At 60.3% G+C, this 16545-nt stretch carries 12 protein-coding genes; 8 read left to right on the top strand and 4 right to left on the bottom strand.

Annotated features, from left to right (window positions below; all coding sequences use genetic code 11):
• Window positions 1-47: 47 nt before the first annotated feature.
• Together D8U60_RS02715 and D8U60_RS02710 are read right to left on the bottom strand one after the other, a co-directional pair.
• The gene (locus D8U60_RS02715) at window positions 48-1178 is read right to left on the bottom strand and encodes an MFS transporter (RefSeq protein WP_241663509.1); all 1131 of its coding nucleotides are present in this window, start codon (window positions 1176-1178) and stop codon (window positions 48-50) included.
• A gap of 479 nt (window positions 1179-1657) precedes the next feature.
• Entirely contained in the window at window positions 1658-3241 is a 1584-nt protein-coding gene (locus D8U60_RS02710) for a peptide chain release factor 3 (RefSeq protein WP_016771727.1), read from the bottom strand.
• Between the two features lie 449 nt (window positions 3242-3690).
• Here D8U60_RS02710 and D8U60_RS02705 point away from each other — a divergent pair, with 449 nt between their 5' ends.
• The 5 genes from D8U60_RS02705 to D8U60_RS02685 all read left to right on the top strand — a co-directional run bounded on the left by D8U60_RS02705 (window position 3691) and on the right by D8U60_RS02685 (window position 8932).
• On the top strand, window positions 3691-4380 hold the full coding sequence (locus tag D8U60_RS02705) for an ABC transporter permease (protein WP_166554532.1): 690 nt from the start codon (window positions 3691-3693) through the stop codon (window positions 4378-4380).
• 20 nt (window positions 4381-4400) lie between these two features.
• A complete protein-coding gene (locus D8U60_RS02700) occupies window positions 4401-5294 on the top strand; it encodes a glycine betaine ABC transporter substrate-binding protein (RefSeq protein WP_130899415.1) in 894 nt (297 codons plus the stop codon).
• Between the two features lie 13 nt (window positions 5295-5307).
• Window positions 5308-5961, top strand: coding sequence for an ABC transporter permease (locus tag D8U60_RS02695; protein ID WP_123443381.1), 654 nt, complete (start codon window positions 5308-5310; stop codon window positions 5959-5961).
• The gene (locus tag D8U60_RS02690) at window positions 5958-7115 is read left to right on the top strand and encodes an ABC transporter ATP-binding protein (protein WP_016771732.1); all 1158 of its coding nucleotides are present in this window, start codon (window positions 5958-5960) and stop codon (window positions 7113-7115) included. Before D8U60_RS02695 ends, D8U60_RS02690 begins: the two co-directional genes overlap by 4 nt.
• A 653-nt stretch (window positions 7116-7768) precedes the next feature.
• Window positions 7769-8932, top strand: a complete 1164-nt coding sequence (locus D8U60_RS02685) for a type III PLP-dependent enzyme (RefSeq protein WP_016771733.1) — start codon at window positions 7769-7771, stop codon at window positions 8930-8932.
• A 164-nt stretch (window positions 8933-9096) separates the two neighbouring features.
• Here the strand turns inward: D8U60_RS02685 and D8U60_RS02680 are convergent, their stop codons facing one another.
• Together D8U60_RS02680 and D8U60_RS02675 are read right to left on the bottom strand one after the other, a co-directional pair.
• Window positions 9097-9846 carry a tetratricopeptide repeat protein gene (locus tag D8U60_RS02680; protein ID WP_130899414.1) on the bottom strand — a complete coding sequence of 250 codons (750 nt, stop codon included), beginning with the start codon at window positions 9844-9846 and terminating at the stop codon, window positions 9097-9099.
• Complete coding sequence (locus D8U60_RS02675; RefSeq protein WP_024011586.1) at window positions 9843-10523, bottom strand: Fe2+-dependent dioxygenase; 681 nt, start codon at window positions 10521-10523, stop codon at window positions 9843-9845. Before D8U60_RS02675 ends, D8U60_RS02680 begins: the two co-directional genes overlap by 4 nt.
• A gap of 207 nt (window positions 10524-10730) precedes the next feature.
• On the opposite strand from D8U60_RS02675, the gene D8U60_RS02670 reads away from it, so the two are divergent.
• From D8U60_RS02670 to D8U60_RS02660, 3 genes are all read left to right on the top strand, one after another.
• On the top strand, window positions 10731-13046 hold the full coding sequence (locus D8U60_RS02670; RefSeq protein WP_130899413.1) for a TonB-dependent siderophore receptor: 2316 nt from the start codon (window positions 10731-10733) through the stop codon (window positions 13044-13046).
• 236 nt (window positions 13047-13282) lie between these two features.
• Window positions 13283-15811, top strand: a complete 2529-nt coding sequence (locus D8U60_RS02665; protein WP_130899419.1) for a sulfite reductase flavoprotein subunit alpha — start codon at window positions 13283-13285, stop codon at window positions 15809-15811.
• 225 nt (window positions 15812-16036) lie between these two features.
• Complete coding sequence (locus D8U60_RS02660; RefSeq protein ID WP_024011583.1) at window positions 16037-16405, top strand: endonuclease domain-containing protein; 369 nt, start codon at window positions 16037-16039, stop codon at window positions 16403-16405.
• The last annotated feature ends 140 nt before the right edge of the window (window positions 16406-16545 follow it).

Here is a 16545-nt window from a genome sequence, read left to right as displayed (position 1 = left end):
CCATCGACCGCCAGATTGCTTTCGAATAACCCTGATAACCGAATCAGCTAAGCGCCGCGCGTGGCCTGCCAGGTCAAAGGAATGGAGAGCAACACCAGCAGGGCGCTCATCAGCCACACACTGTGCCCGCCAAACTCGCCGTAGAGTTGACCGCTGAGCACCGGCGACAACAACGCGCTGGCGCTCCAGCTCATGAAGAACAGCCCGAAGTACTGACCGCTTTTGCCGCTCTGCGCGAACTGCATCGCCAGTACATTCAACGGCGGCATGAACAAGGCCTCGCCCAGCGTCCAGATCAGTGTCGACAGACAGACAAAAGCCAAGCCGGAACCGAACGGCAACATGCCCAATCCGCAGGCCAACAGCACACTGCCGACGAGCATTTGCCAACGCGAGCCCCAACGCTCGACCGAGTGCGACAGCGGGATTTGCAAAGCGATCACCAACAGCGCATTGAGCCCGAACTGCCAGCCGATCGCTTCGGTGCTCAGGTGGTAGTAATCACGCAGATAATTGCCCAGTGTGCTGTAGACCGTGTCGAATGCAATGCCGAGCACGGCCGTCGCCGCCAGCAGCCAGAGGAACGGCTTGTCGCGATACGGCAGGCTTGAGCCATCGATCGATTCGTCTTCAACCACCAGCACCGGCCGCCGCCACGTCGTACGCACGAACCACAGCAACGCCAGCATCGTCATCGCCGCACTGACAAAAAACACCCAACGAAAATCCGCCTGCGCCAACACCCCACCGGCCACCCCGGCGGCGGCCATGCCCAGATTACGCGCCACCCGACTCAGAGCCTGCGCACGCGAGCGTTGCGCGACTTCGCAATACTCCATGATCAGCCGCTGATGCAACGTCCGAATCGCCCCATCGATGACACCGCTAAGCAATAGCAAACCGGCGAGCCAAGGCACCTGCGTCACCAGCCCCAGCAGCATCAACACCCACACCGAAACGAAAAACAGCGCCGCCGTCAGCCGCGCCGTGCGCACATGATCACTGAGCCAGCCACCGAGCATCGAACCGACCAGCAACCCGGCGCCATAGGCTGAAAGCAACCAGCCCACGGTTTCAATCGCCAGACCCAGCTCCTGACGCAGGTACAGCGCCATGAACAACTTGACCATGGCGCTGAGGCGGTTGATGAACAACAGAGCCGCGAGGACCCAGGCCATGGGGGTGAAATAGCCTTTAAGAAGCAACAGGGGATTCAGCCGACTCGTCACTCCATTGACCTCTTCGAACGACTTGCAGGGACTGGAACACTACCGGTCAGCATGGCGGTTGTCGCATACCAGCACATCCAAAACACGGAAAAAAGGAACCGCCCTACAACACGCTGTAGGAAATGCCGCAGAGTGCGGGCTTTTGACCTTGCTTTTCAGCTTCGCACTCTCCAACAGCCGAAACATGTGCGCTCTACGTGTCGCTTTTTTGAGATTTTGACGACACGTCATGATCTCATGTCGCTGACGACGACATGTGCGCATGTCGTGTCTTCAAAATGGATTTCAAGCGACGTATTGTTCTCCAACCCAGCGCACGTTATGAAGAAAGACCACGCTCGGCCCAAAAGCCAAGACCAAAACCGGCAGCCCATAAAAAAACCCTCAAGGCCTACACCTCAGGGGCTTTCAGAAAAACACCTCAAACCTTAATGATGCTCCCGCGTCGCGCGGAATTTCACATCCGGCCAGCGCTCTTCCATCAACGCCAGATTCACCCGCGTCGGCGCCAGGTAAGTCAGGTGACCACCGCCATCCAGCGCGAGGTTCTCCACCGCCTTGTTGGAAAACTCCTCAAGCTTCTTCTTGTCGTCGCACTCGATCCAGCGCGCCGAATACACGGTGATCGGCTCATACGAGCACTCGACCTTGTATTCCTCTTTCAAACGGCTGGCGACCACATCGAACTGCAGCACACCGACGGCGCCGAGAATGATGTCGTTGCTGCGCTCGGGGAAGAACACCTGCGTCGCGCCCTCTTCCGCCAACTGCTGCAAGCCCTGACGCAACTGCTTGGATTTCAGCGGATCACGCAGACGCACGCGACGGAACAGTTCCGGGGCGAAGTGCGGAATACCGGTGAAACCGAGGACTTCGCCTTCGCTGAAGGTGTCGCCGATCTGGATCGTGCCGTGGTTGTGCAGACCGATGATGTCGCCGGCGTAGGCCTCTTCCAGTTGCTCACGCTCGGAGGAGAAGAACGTCAGGGCGTCGCCGATGCGCACGTCCTTGCCGGTACGCACGTGGCGCATCTTCATGCCTTTTTCGTACTTGCCCGAGCAGATACGCATGAAGGCAATACGGTCGCGGTGTTTCGGGTCCATGTTCGCCTGGATCTTGAAGATGAAGCCCGAGAACTTCTCCTCCACCGGCTCGACGGTGCGCTCGTTGGCCACACGGGCCAGCGGACGCGGCGCCCAATCGACGACAGCATCGAGCACGTGGTCGACACCGAAGTTGCCCAGTGCAGTACCGAAGAACACCGGGGTCAGTTGGCCGTCGAGGAATTCCTGCTGGTTGAATTCGTGGCAGGCACCCTGTACCAGTTCCAGCTGCTCGATGAAACGCTCGTACTCATCGCCCAGATGCGCGCGCGCCTCGTCGGAGTCGAGTTTCTCGATGATCTTGGTTTCGGTGCGCTCGTGACCGTGACCGGCGGTGTAAACAATGATGTAGTCGTCGGCCAGGTGATACACGCCCTTGAAATCGCGGTAGCAACCGATCGGCCAGGTGATCGGCGCAGCCTTGATCTTCAGGACTGCTTCGATCTCGTCGAGCAGTTCGATCGGGTCGCGAATGTCACGGTCGAGTTTGTTGATGAAGCTGACGATCGGCGTGTCACGCAGACGGCAGACGTCCATCAGCGCAATGGTCCGTGGCTCAACACCCTTACCGCCGTCGAGCACCATCAAGGCCGAGTCCACCGCTGTCAGGGTGCGGTAGGTGTCTTCGGAGAAGTCTTCGTGACCCGGGGTGTCGAGCAGGTTGATCATGTGTTCGCGATAGGGGAACTGCATGACCGACGTGGTAATGGAAATACCCCGCTGCTTCTCCATCTCCATCCAGTCGGATGTCGCATGGCGATCGGATTTACGGGATTTCACCGTACCGGCCACTGCAATCGCCTTGCCCATCAACAGGAGCTTTTCGGTGATCGTGGTTTTACCGGCATCGGGGTGGGAAATAATGGCGAAAGTGCGGCGTTTCGCGACTTCGGCGGCCTGTTGGGTCATGGGAAATCGCCTGGCGGTGATTCAAAAAAGGGCGGCGAGTATAGCTTAAAAAGTGATCGCCGAACCACCATCCCTCGGCCGAGCAAAACCCCGTAGGAGCTGCCGAAGGCTGCGATCTTTTGATCTTGTTTTCAGCAGCAAAGTCAAAAGATCGCAGCCTTCGGCAGCTCCAACAGGGTGGCCAAATAGTGTCTAACGTGGGAACCTTTTAAAGCACGGAGACGTCCATCCCCTGTTACGAACTTTCGTCAGGGGCTGAAAAATCAGCAAGTTAGCCTGACGAGGCTGCGCTCATGGCTCGCTTTCGCACCGCTTGGCCGGTGCTGGAAAACGGCTACTTTTCGCGAACGCTGACTCCGGCAGCCAGGAATGGCTTGCCACGCGGAGCAGCGCTCGCCGACTACAAAAAAAGGAGTCCGCCTGTGGCTATCCGCTATGGCAAAGGGCTGATGGGAGGTGCGGTGGTGATCGCGCTCCTGGCCCTGCTGGTCCACTGGATCGGCATCAACACGATCGAACACTACCGCGACGATTTGTTGTTTTACCTGCAAGCTCATCTGATTCTCGTCCTCGCCTCCATGCTCGCCGCCCTTGTCGTGGGCATCCCCGCCGGTATCTTCCTCAGCCGCCCGAGCATGGTCGGCCGCGCCGAACGCTTCATGCAAATCTTCAATATCGGCAATACCGTGCCACCGCTGGCCGTGCTCGCGATTGCGCTGGGCATCCTCGGCATCGGCAGTGGTCCGGCAATCTTCGCCCTGTTCCTCGCCTCGCTGTTGCCGATCGTGCGCAACACCTATGAAGGCCTGAAAAATGTTCAGGGCTCGCTGAAAGAAGCCGCTGTCGGCATCGGCATGACCCCGCGCCAAGTGCTGTGGAAAGTCGAATTGCCCAACGCCGTGCCGATCATCGTCGGTGGCGTGCGGGTCGCACTGGCGATCAACGTCGGCACCGCGCCGCTGGCGTTCCTGATCGGCGCCAACAGCCTCGGCAGCCTGATCTTCCCTGGCATCGCCCTGAACAATCAGCCGCAACTGCTGCTCGGCGCTGCGTGCACCGCGCTGTTGGCGCTGTTGCTCGATGGCGTGGTCACCCTCGCCAGCCGCCTATGGCTGGAACGCGGTCTGCGCCCGTCTTAAGGCTTTGCGAAGGAATATTTATGAAACGACTTAGCTTGATCTTAGGCTGCGTCCTGCTGTTCGCAGGAATCGCGCAAGCCGCTGAAAAACCGCTCATCCGCCTCGGCGCCCGGGTCTTCACAGAGCAGACCCTGCTCGCCGAAATCACCGCGCAATACCTGCGCAGCAAAGGCTACGACGCGCAGATCACCGGCGGTCTGGGCAGCAACCTCGCCCGCAGCGCCCACGAAAGTGGCCAGTTGGACCTGCTCTGGGAATACACCGGCGTGTCGCTGGTGGCCTATAACCATGTCACCGAGAAACTCGACAGCGCGCAATCCTATGCCCGGGTCAAAGAACTCGACGCGAAAAAAGGCCTGGTCTGGCTGACGCCATCGAAGTTCAGCAACACCTACGCCCTCGCGCTGCCGAAAAAAGTCGCCGAGGAGTACCCGCAGATCAACAACATCAGCCAGTTGAACGAAGTGCTGCGCGCCGAAGCCAAGACCAATCACCTGGTGGCGCTGGATACCGAGTTCGCCAACCGCTCCGACGGTCTCAACGGCATGGTCAAGCTCTACGACATGAACCTGACCCGCAAGAACATCCGCCAGATGGACGCCGGCCTGGTCTACACCGCGCTACGCAACGGTCAGGTGTTTGCCGGTCTGGTCTACACCACCGATGGCCGTCTCAATGCCTTCGGCCTGAAATTGCTGGAAGACGACAAGCATTACTTCCCCGACTACACCGCCGCTCCCGTGGTGCGTCAGGCCACGCTCGACGCCAACCCGAAACTGGCCGAACAACTCAAGCCGCTGGCCGAACTGTTCGACGACGAAACCATGCGCCAGCTCAACGCGCGGGTCGATGTCGATCATGAAAGCCCATCGTCCGTTGCCGCCGATTTCCTGCGCCAGCACCCACTGAATTAAGAGAGGAGAAGTCATGGAATTTCTGAACGCCTTTTCCCATCTCGACTGGCAGCAGGTGATGCACCTGACCTGGCAGCACATCACTCTGGTCGGCATCGCCGTGACCCTGGCCATCGTCATCGGCGTGCCGCTGGGCATCCTGATGACACGCTTCCCCACCCTCGCCGGCCCGCTGCAGGCCAGCGCGACGGTGCTGCTGACCGTGCCGTCGATTGCCCTGTTCGGTCTGCTGCTGCCGTTCTACTCCAAGTTCGGCCAGGGCCTGGGGCCGCTGCCGGCAATCACCGCCGTGTTCCTCTATTCGCTGCTGCCGATCATGCGCAACACCTACCTCGCCCTGACCGGCGTCGAGCCGGGCATCCGCGAAGCCGCGCGCGGCATCGGCATGACCTTCGGCCAGCGCCTGCGCATGGTCGAACTGCCGATTGCGGTGCCAGTGATCCTCGCTGGCGTGCGCACCGCCGTGGTGATGAACATCGGCGTAATGACCATCGCCGCGACCATCGGCGCCGGCGGCCTCGGTGTGTTGATCCTCGCCTCCATCAGCCGCAGTGACATGTCGATGCTTATTGTCGGCGCGCTGCTGGTCAGTCTTCTGGCGATCTTCGCCGACCTCCTCCTGCAGTGGCTGCAACGCACGCTGACTCCAAAAGGACTCCTGAAATGATCGAACTTCAAAACCTCAGCAAAACTTTCCAAAGCAACGGCAAAGATGTCAAAGCCGTGGATTCGGTAAGCCTGACCGTCAATGAAGGCGAGATCTGCGTGTTCCTCGGGCCATCGGGTTGCGGCAAAAGCACCACGCTGAAAATGATCAACCGCCTGATCAAACCGACCTCGGGCAAGATCCTCATCAACGGCGAAGACACCACCGATCTCGACGAAGTAACCCTGCGCCGCAACATCGGCTACGTGATTCAGCAGATCGGTCTGTTCCCGAACATGACCATCGAAGAGAACATCGTCGTGGTGCCGAAACTGCTCGGCTGGGACAAACAGAAATGCCACGACCGCGCCCGCGAACTGATGAGCATGATCAAGCTTGAGCCCAAGCAGTATCTGCATCGCTACCCGCGTGAATTGTCCGGTGGTCAGCAACAGCGTATCGGCGTGATTCGTGCGCTTGCGGCTGACGCCCCGCTGCTGTTGATGGACGAGCCCTTCGGCGCGGTCGACCCGATCAACCGCGAGATGATCCAGAACGAATTCTTCGAGATGCAGCGCGCGCTGAACAAGACCGTGATCATGGTCAGCCACGACATCGACGAAGCGATCAAGCTGGGCGACAAGATCGCCATTTTCCGCGCCGGCAAGCTGCTGCAGATCGACCACCCGGACACCCTGCTGGCGCATCCGGCGGATGACTTCGTCAGCAACTTCGTCGGCCAGGACAGCACGCTCAAACGCCTGCTGTTGGTGAAGGCCGAAGACGCGGCGGACAACGCGCCGTCGGTGAGCCCGGAAACGCCGGTGGCCGATGCGCTGGAATTGATGGACGAGCACGACCGTCGCTATGTGGTGGTCACCTGCGCCGAGAACAAGGCACTGGGTTACGTGCGCCGTCGCGACCTGCATCGCCAGACCGGCACCTGCGCGCAATTCCTGCGTGAGTTCAACGCCACCGCAGCGTACGACGAGCACCTGCGCATCCTGCTGTCGCGCATGTACGAGTTCAACCGCGCCTGGCTGCCGGTGATGGATGCCGAACGAGTGTTCCTTGGCGAGGTGACGCAGGAGTCGATCGCGGCGTACCTGAGCTCGGGACGTTCGCGGGGGATGAAGACCAGTATCGTCTCGCCGGCTGAGACGGTGGTCGCGTAAACCATCTGCGCGGTTGAAACCCGATCCCTGTGGGAGCGAGCCTGCTCGCGAAAGCGCAATATCAGTCGACGCTGATGGCGGCTGTGAAAATGCCTTCGCGAGCAAGCTCGCTCCCACAGGATTGCGTGATTTCGTTGATCTTCACAGGGTGACAAAGAATCTCAACAGCCTCTCCCGCAAGAGCGTCATCAATTCAGCTTCTTCAAGGCCCAAATCCCCCCTCAACACCCTCTCTCGACGCCAACGTCGCCGATGTTGCCGCTATCACACTTACCCGCGACTTGGCCGACATAATCCGCGAACGTGCAGATATGTTTAACACTCGAAAATTTGCCGGGAACATCTGCCCGTCATCTCGGTCGGGTAGAAGGAGTGATGAACGCGACGCACGTCAGAAGCGTGCAAAAACGCGACATTTTTAGTTGATCTCGCGCCCCTCACGCCCTAAAGTTCGCGCCGAACGTCCATGCTGGAAACGATCCATCCGGCTCAAGTACTGACGACGAGACAGCAAGGCCAAGGGATAACTGCACATCTCTGGGCCTTTTTGCTTTCGGCGGCAATGCCTTGGGAAGTAGGCGAACCAAAGTGGGGATACGGAGGGCGTTCATGCACCCATTGATTAACTTAGTTTGCCAGCAGGAGTTCCCAGCATGTCGATCCAGGTCGAAGACTATTTCGCGCGCGCTACATTCGACAAAATGAAGGCGTTCGCCGACAAACAGGAAACCCCGTTCGTGGTGATCGACACCGCGATGATCGCCCAGGCCTACGATGACCTGCGCGCCGGTTTCGAATTCGCCAAGGTCTACTACGCGGTCAAGGCCAACCCGGCCGTCGAGATCATCGACCTGCTCAAAGATAAGGGTTCGAGCTTCGATATCGCCTCGATCTACGAGCTGGACAAAGTCATGGATCGCGGCGTCAGCCCGGACCGTATCAGCTACGGCAACACCATCAAGAAATCCAAGGACATCCGCTACTTCTACGAGAAAGGCGTGCGTCTGTTCTCCACCGACTCGGAAGCCGACCTGCGCAACATCGCCAAGGCTGCACCGGGTTCGAAAGTCTATGTGCGCATCCTCACTGAAGGCTCGACCACCGCTGACTGGCCGCTGTCGCGCAAGTTCGGCTGCCAGACCGACATGGCCATGGACCTGCTGATCCTCGCCCGCGACCTCGGTCTGGTGCCGTACGGCATCTCGTTCCACGTCGGTTCGCAACAGCGCGATATCAGTGTCTGGGACGCGGCGATCGCCAAGGTCAAAGTGATCTTCGAACGCTTGAAAGAAGAAGACGGCATCCACCTCAAGCTGATCAACATGGGCGGCGGCTTCCCGGCCAACTACATAACCCGTACCAACAGCCTGGAAACCTACGCCGAAGAAATCATCCGCTTCCTCAAGGAAGACTTCGGTGATGACCTGCCGGAAATCATCCTCGAGCCGGGCCGTTCGCTGATCGCGAACGCCGGTATTCTGGTCAGCGAAGTGGTACTGGTTGCGCGCAAATCGCGCACTGCCGTCGAGCGCTGGGTGTACACCGATGTGGGCAAGTTCTCCGGCCTGATCGAAACCATGGACGAAGCGATCAAGTTCCCGATCTGGACCGAGAAGAAAGGCGAGATGGAAGAAGTCGTGATCGCCGGCCCGACCTGCGACAGCGCCGACATCATGTACGAGAACTACAAGTATGGCCTGCCGCTGAACCTGGCGATTGGTGATCGTCTGTACTGGCTGTCGACCGGTGCGTACACCACCAGTTACAGCGCGGTCGAGTTCAATGGCTTCCCGCCGCTGAAGTCGTTTTACGTTTAAGAGGCAGCGGCAAGTTTCTAGCTGCTGGCTGCAAGTGAAAAGCCCATGACGTGTCATGGGCTTTTTTGTGTCCGCAAATCCCATGTAGGAGCTGCCGCAGGCTGCGATCTTTTGATCTGGCTTTTAAAAAATCAAAGGCAAAAGATCGCAGCCTGCGGCAGCTCCTACAGGGATTGCGCGTAGCGTTGGGAATATTGATCGGCCATGGCCTGGATTCTGGGATCCGTAGCGCTCGCCAGCGTCTGACTCGCCACCCGCAGGAAATTCAGATTGCCGGCGGACAAGGCTTTCTCCAGCCAATCGACCGCTTCATCAACCCGCCCCTCAGCCGCCAACACCGCCGCATAACTGAACTGCCCGCGAAAATCCCCAGCCTCGGCCGAACGCTGATACCACTCGCGCGCCGCCAGCGGATCCGCCGGACACACCTGCCCTTCCTCCAGATAACGCCCCAGCAGATTCATCGATTTCGCATGGCCCAACTCAGCCGCGCGCCGGTACAGCGCCAGCGCATGCTGATGATCAACCGTCACCCCGCGCCCGGTCGCCAGCAAGTTGGCCAGGTTGTACATCGCCCAATCAAGACCCGACTCGGCAGCGATTCGATAATGCTGCGCCGCCACCGAGGCATCCGCCGCACATCCCCAACCATGCTCATGACAACGCCCGAGCATGTTGCGCGCCATCAGATGCCCGCCACCGGCGGCAATTGCGAACCAGCGCAGCGCCAATGGCTGATCCTGCGCGATGCCCTGCCCGTCGAGGAGAATTTGCCCAAGCAACGCCTGCGCTTCAACCTCGCCCTCGCCCGCCGCGAGCAAAATCGCCTGCGCAGCGCGGGCCGGGCTTTCTTCAAGCATTGCCGCCAACCCGGCGGCGTCGAGGACTTCCTCGCGGCGCAACTGGAAACTCATACCTCGACCCAACGCCGCAGCAAGTTGTGATAAGTGCCGGTGAGGCGGATCAGCGAAGGGTGATCGGGGACGTCCTGAGTCAGCTGCTGAATCGCCCCGTCCATTTCGAACAGCAACGCGCGCTGGCTGTCTTCGCGCACCAGGCTCTGCGTCCAGAAAAACGAGGCATAACGCGCTCCACGTGTGACCGCGTTGACCTTGTGCAAACTGGTGCCCGGATACAACACCATGTCGCCGGCTGGCAGCTTCACGCGCTGAGTGCCGTAGGTGTCCTGAATCTCCAGTTCGCCGCCGTCATAATCTTCCGGCTCGCTGAAAAACAGCGTCGCCGACAAATCGGTGCGCACCCGCTCGATGCTGCCCTTGGGCTGGCGCACGGCATTGTCGATGTGGAAATCGAAACTGCCGCCGGCCGTGTAGCAGTTCACTAGCGGCGGGAAGACCTTGTGCGGCAGTGCGGCAGACATGAACAGCGGATTTTTCCACAGCCGCTCGAGCATCGCCGCGCCGATTTCCTTCGCCAGCGGGTGGCCTTCGGGCAGTTGCAGATTGTGCTTGGCCTTGGCCGACTGGAAGCCGGCGGTGATCTTGCCGTCGGCCCAATCCGCTTGCTCCAGGGCCTGGCGGATGCGCTGCACTTCGTCTTTTGCGAACAGCCCGGGAATGTGCAGCAGCATGGCGATGTCACCTGATGGCAAGAAGGCGGCAATGGTATTGATTCTTATTGACCGTGTAAAACCCGCAAGACGAATGAACGGGCAGAAACCGTAAGGGCAAATTGTAAAGAATGTAAATTCAATGCGAATAACAATGTTTCGCAATTGATACGAATACCTGTTTACCCTATATTCCGCCGCCTCAAATCCTTGGGGAGGGGAATAAAAATGGCACGTCAACACGCACAATTACCGGTCAGTTCACCACGTCTGCTCGCCTCGGCAATCGGTGTCGCAATCACCGCCGGCTCCGCTGGGCAGATGGTCTTCGCGGCGGAAAAAACCGAGAGCAAAACTTCCGGCAACGCCATTGCCCTGGACGCCACCGCCATCACCGGCGAAGCCCAGGACTCGACGTCCTACCAGGTCGAAAAAGCCTCCTCGCCCAAGTACACCGCGCCGCTGGTCGACACGCCGCGCTCGGTCACCGTCATCCCGCAACAAGTGCTCAAGGACACCGGCGCGCTGAACATGCAGGACGCGCTGCGCACCGTGCCGGGCATCACCTTCGGCGCCGGTGAAGGCGGCAACCCGCAGGGCGATCGCCCGTTCATTCGCGGCTTCGATGCTCAGGGTGACACTTACCTGGACGGCGTGCGCGACACCGGTTCGCAAAGCCGTGAAATCTTCGCCGTGGAAAACATCGAAGTCAGCAAAGGCCCGAACTCGGCGATTGGCGGTCGCGGCGCCGCCGGCGGCAGCATTAATCTGGTGAGCAAGAAAGCCCATCTGGGCAACTCGTTCGACGGCGGCTTCACCTACGGCTCCGACCAGACCCAGCGCTACACCCTCGACGGCAACTACCAGTTCAGCGACAGCGCTGCCGGCCGTCTCAACCTGATGAGCCACGAGAGCAACGTCGCCGGTCGCGACAAGGTCGATTACGACCGCTGGGGCATCGCGCCGTCGCTGGCCTTCGGCCTGGGCACCGATACCCGCGTCAACCTCGACTACTACCATCTGGAAAGCAACGACACCCCGGACTCGGGCATCCCGTACACCATTCCCACCGGTGGTTCGGCCGCACGCACCAAGTCCAACCCGGACAAGCCATACGCCGGTGGCGATCACGACAATTTCTACGGTCTGGATCGCGACTTCCGCAAGGGCCGCACCGACACCGCGACCTTCGCCATCGAGCACGACCTCAATGATGCGCTGACCATCAAGAACACCCTGCGCCACGGCACCAGCATGCAGGATTACATCCTCACCCAGCCGGACGACAGCAAGGGCAACGTCAACAACGGCAGCGTCTGGCGTCGGGCCAACACGCGGGTGAGCAACACCGAAACCACCACCAACCAGACCGATCTGTTCGGCACCTTCTACGTGGGCGGTTTCAAGAACAGCTTCTCCACCGGTGTCGAATACACCCGTGAGCAGAGCGAGAAATCCTCGTACAACGTCAACACCGACACCACGCCGCGCACCAGCGCCGTCACCACCAACTGCAACCCGGGCCTGATCGGCGCTGCCAGCGGTTACAACTGCACCTCGCTGTCGAACCCGAACCCGAACGATCCGTGGAACGGTGCGATCTCGCGCAACTACGCCGGTACCGACACCCAGGCCGACACCTACGCGCTGTACGTGTTCGACACGCTGGAGTTGTCCGAGCAATGGCTGGTGAACATGGGTCTGCGCTACGACCACTTCGACACCGACTACAAAACCTACAACGCCGCAGGGACCACCACCTCCAAGGGTGATGACACCAGCGAATTCGTCACCGGCCAGTTCGGCGTGGTCTACAAGCCGGCGGAAAACGGCAGCATCTACGCCTCCTATGCAACCTCGGCGACGCCGCCGGGCAACACTTTGGGCGAAGGTCAGGAAGGCAACCCGCTGGGCGGCACCCCGGATCGCAGCGGCAACCTGCTGAGCAGCGACATGGAGCCGGAAACCACCAAGAACTACGAAATCGGCACCAAGTGGGATCTGCTCAATGATCGCCTGTCGCTGACCGCCGACATCTTCCGCACCGAGAAGGAAAACGCTCGCGTGCAAGTCGATACCAGTTCCTACGAGAACGCCGGCAAGACCCGCGTACAAGGCTTCGAACTGTCGGCCAGCGGCAAGATCACCGACAAGTGGCAGGTGTTCGCCGGTTACGCCTTCATGGACAGCGAACAGGTTGACGGTGGCCCGCTGGGTCGCGCCAACGACGGCAACGATCTGCCGAACACACCGAAAAACAGCGCCAGCCTGTGGACCACGTATCAGGTCACGCCGAAGCTGACGATCGGTGGTGGCGCGTTCTACGTCGACGACGTCTACGGCAGTGTTGCCAACACAACGATGGTCGATTCGTACTTGCGTTACGACGCGATGGCGGCCTACAAGCTGACCAAGAACGTCGACCTGCAACTCAACGTGCAGAACCTGACCGACGAAACCTATTACGACAAAGCCTTCTCGACCCACTTCGCCAACCAGGCGGCGGGCCGCACGGCGCTGTTGAGCACCAATTTCCACTTCTGACCGATGTGAAAACCTGTGGGAGCGAGCTTGCTCGCGAAAGCGGTGGCTCAGTGAAGTCGATGCTGACTGACACGACGCCTTCGCGAGCAAGCTCGCTCCCACATAAGATCTGCGAAACGGATCAGGCCCCGTTCATTCAGTTGAACGGGGCTTTTGTGTGTTACGCAAAACGCTTCTTGATAACCCACGGCATAATGCGCGCCGTGATGACAATTTCCGAACGGACGGCGAGTGACGTGTTGAAGAAAACCCTGTTCCAGTTGCACTGGTTTTTTGGCATCACCGCAGGGCTGGTGCTGGCTCTGATGGGCATCACCGGCGCGGCCTATTCGTTTCAGGACGAGATCCTGCGCGCGCTGAATCCGTCCGTTCTGCAGGTGGAAAAACAGGTCGCCGGCGTGCTGCCGCCAGTGGAACTGGTGGAGCGCATTGAAGCCGCCTCCGGCAAGAAAGTCGCGATGCTCTGGGTCGAGACCGACAGCGGTCACGCCGCACGGGTATTCTTCACTCCGCCCAAGGGCGAACGGCGTGGCGAGATGCGCTACTTCGATCCGTACACTGCCGAATTCAAGGGCGATGCCACCGGCCAGGACTTCTTCGGCCTGATGCTGCAACTGCACCGCTTCCTCGCCATGGGCGACACCGGGCGCAACATCACCGGCGCCTGCACCTTGATGCTGTTGTTCTTCTGTCTCTCTGGCCTGTATTTGCGTTGGCCGCGCCAGTGGAACAGCTGGCGCGTGTGGTTGACCCTGGACTGGAAAAAGAAGGGCCGCGCGTTCAATTGGGACCTGCACTCGGTGGCCGGCACCTGGTGCCTTTTGGTCTATCTGCTGCTGGCGTTGACCGGTTTGTCATGGTCGTACGAGTGGTACAACAAAGGCCTGACCCGACTGCTTTCCGACGCGCCGCAAAACGAACGCGTACGCGGCGGTCGCGGCCCGGCGCCGGAAGGCCCGGCACCGACCGCCGACTACGCGGCGATGTGGAGCAGCATCTACAGCGCTGCCGGCCCCGGTCTGGCCGCGTACAACATTCGCATGCCGGCGGTGGCCGGCCAGCCGGCGACGGTGTTCTACCTGCTCGACAGCTCGCCCCATGACCGCGCGCTGAACCAGATCACCCTCGATCCGGCCACCGGCGTGGTCAAACGCGTCGACCGCTATGCCGACAAAAGCTTCAAGGCCCAATTGCTGACCAGCATTTATGCGCTGCATGTGGGCAGCTACTTCGGCCTCGTCGGGCGCATCATCGTGACGATTGCGGCGGTGTGCATGCCGCTGTTTTTCATCACTGGCTGGCTGCTGTATCTGGACCGTCGACGCAAGAAAAAGCAGATCAAGGATGCCCGCCAAGGTCTCGCACAACCGTCCGCCGATGCTTCGGCATGGCTGATCGGTTTCGCCAGCCAGAGCGGTTTCGCCGAACAACTGGCGTGGCAGACCGCCGGACAATTGCAGGCCGCCGGATTGCCGGTCAACGTGCAGCCGCTGGCCAATCTCAGCGAACAGGATCTGCGTGAGTCGAACAACGCCTTGTTCGTGGTCAGCACCTTCGGCGACGGCGAAGCGCCGGACAGCGCCCGTGGTTTCGAACGCAAAGTGCTGGCCAAGACCTCGACACTCGACAGCCTCAACTACGCCGTGCTCGGCCTCGGCGATCGGCAATACGCGCACTTCTGCGGCTTCGCCAAACGCTTGCATCAATGGCTCGGCGAGCACGGCGGCAAGACCCTGTTCGCCCCGGTGGAAGTCGACAGCGGCGATCCTTACGCGCTGCGTCACTGGCAAACCCAACTCGGCCAGCTCACCGGACAGGCGCCGAGCGAAACCTGGCAAGCACCGAGCTACGACAACTGGACGCTGGTCCGGCGCGACCTGATGAACCCCGACAGCAGCGGCGCGCCGGTCTTTCTGCTCGGCCTCAAAGCCCCGGACACCCGCAGTTGGCTGGCCGGTGACCTGGTCGAAGTGCTGCCACGCAACTGCCCGTGGGCCATCGAGCACTTCCTCGACGGCCTCGGCATTCGGGGCGAAACCCCGGTGAAGGTCAACGGCATCGACGAGCCGCTGGAGGTTGCCCTCGCCTCACGGCAACTGCCCGAGCACCGCGCGCATCTGGTCGGCCTGCATGCGCAGTCGCTGGTCGACGCAATGGTGCCGCTGGCGATGCGCGAATACTCGATCGCCTCGATTGCCGCTGACGGCGTGCTCGAACTGATCGTGCGCCAGGAACAGCACAACGACGGCAGCCTCGGCATCGGCTCCGGCTGGCTCACCGAACACGCGCCAGTGGGCGGCAGCATCAGCCTGCGCGTGCGGCGCAACAGCGGTTTCCATCTGCCGAACGAACCCGTGCCGATGATCCTGCTGGGCAACGGCACCGGCCTGGCCGGCCTGCGCAGCCTGCTCAAGGCACGCATTGCAGACGGCCAGCAACGGCAGTGGCTGCTATTCGGCGAGCGTAACCGTGAACACGACTTCCTCTGCCGCGCCGAGCTGGAAGAGTGGCTGGTCAATGGTGATCTGGCGCGATTGGACCTGGCGTTTTCGCGGGATCAGGCCGAGAAGATTTATGTGCAGGATCGCTTGCGTGAGTCTGCGGATGAATTGAAGAAATGGTTGGCGGAGGGGGCCGTCATTTATATCTGCGGCAGCCTTCAAGGTATGGCCTCAGGCGTAGACCAGGCGCTCAACGATATCCTCGGCAGCGCCGAAGTCGAACGCCTGATCGAACAGGGCCGCTATCGCCGGGATGTTTACTAACGCCTGCGAAAAGCCCCTCACCCTAGCCCTCTCCCAATGGGAGAGGGGACCGATTGGGGGATGCTTGAGATCGACGCCGACCTGAGCGTTCTTCACTGAATCCATAGCCATAATCACCTCGGTCGGCTCCCTCTCCTCCTGGAAGAGAGCTGGGCGGGCGGCGTTCCGATGAGGGAAATGGGCTACTGTTAAATCTCCACTCAACTTCACAAGGACCGTGAAGCCATGCCAAGCCGCCCTACCCTCGCCCAATTCGCCCGCCACTTGCGCACCAACCAGACAGATTGCGAACACCTGCTCTGGCAGCGCCTGCGTTCCCGGCAGATAGCCAACCTGAAATTTCGCCGACAGTTTCCATGTCCGCCGTTTGTGCTGGATTTTTATTGTGTAGAGTTGAGATTGGCGATTGAGCTGGATGGTGGCCAGCACTATGAGACGGCCGGGGTGCTTCACGATCGGCGCCGGTCGAACTTCCTGTCTCAACAAGGCATTGAAGTCGTGCGATTCAGCAATCTTGAGGTGCTTCAGCAGATGGATGATGTATTGGAGCAGATCATCAGAATTGCGGCAGAGCGGAAAATGCCCTCACCCTAGCCCTCTCCCAGAGGGAGAGGGGACTGATTGGGGGATGCTCGAGATCGACGCCGACCTGAGCGTTCTTCACTGAATCCATAGCCGTAATCACCTCGGTCTTCCAGGTCGATGCATGACGCAAGACACCTCGGTCGGCTCCC

It is taken from the genome of Pseudomonas sp. Sample_11 (assembly GCF_004307505.1).
GTDB lineage: Bacteria > Pseudomonadota > Gammaproteobacteria > Pseudomonadales > Pseudomonadaceae > Aquipseudomonas > Aquipseudomonas atacamensis.
The sequence above is the reverse complement of the archived record's forward strand: the minus strand, read 5'-3'. Positions and strand labels throughout refer to the sequence as shown.

What these genes read in the sequence shown, in the direction of transcription:
- D8U60_RS02715 (WP_241663509.1), bottom strand. Translation starts at nt 1,178, where the DNA reads ATGGCCTGGGTCCTCGCGGCTCTGTTGTTCATCAACCGCCTCAGCGCC.
- D8U60_RS02710 (WP_016771727.1), bottom strand. Translation starts at nt 3,241, where the DNA reads ATGACCCAACAGGCCGCCGAAGTCGCGAAACGCCGCACTTTCGCCATT.
- D8U60_RS02705 (WP_166554532.1), top strand. Translation starts at nt 3,691, where the DNA reads ATGGGAGGTGCGGTGGTGATCGCGCTCCTGGCCCTGCTGGTCCACTGG.
- D8U60_RS02700 (WP_130899415.1), top strand. Translation starts at nt 4,401, where the DNA reads ATGAAACGACTTAGCTTGATCTTAGGCTGCGTCCTGCTGTTCGCAGGA.
- D8U60_RS02695 (WP_123443381.1), top strand. Translation starts at nt 5,308, where the DNA reads ATGGAATTTCTGAACGCCTTTTCCCATCTCGACTGGCAGCAGGTGATG.
- D8U60_RS02690 (WP_016771732.1), top strand. Translation starts at nt 5,958, where the DNA reads ATGATCGAACTTCAAAACCTCAGCAAAACTTTCCAAAGCAACGGCAAA.
- D8U60_RS02685 (WP_016771733.1), top strand. Translation starts at nt 7,769, where the DNA reads ATGTCGATCCAGGTCGAAGACTATTTCGCGCGCGCTACATTCGACAAA.
- D8U60_RS02680 (WP_130899414.1), bottom strand. Translation starts at nt 9,846, where the DNA reads ATGAGTTTCCAGTTGCGCCGCGAGGAAGTCCTCGACGCCGCCGGGTTG.
- D8U60_RS02675 (WP_024011586.1), bottom strand. Translation starts at nt 10,523, where the DNA reads ATGCTGCTGCACATTCCCGGGCTGTTCGCAAAAGACGAAGTGCAGCGC.
- D8U60_RS02670 (WP_130899413.1), top strand. Translation starts at nt 10,731, where the DNA reads ATGGCACGTCAACACGCACAATTACCGGTCAGTTCACCACGTCTGCTC.
- D8U60_RS02660 (WP_024011583.1), top strand. Translation starts at nt 16,037, where the DNA reads ATGCCAAGCCGCCCTACCCTCGCCCAATTCGCCCGCCACTTGCGCACC.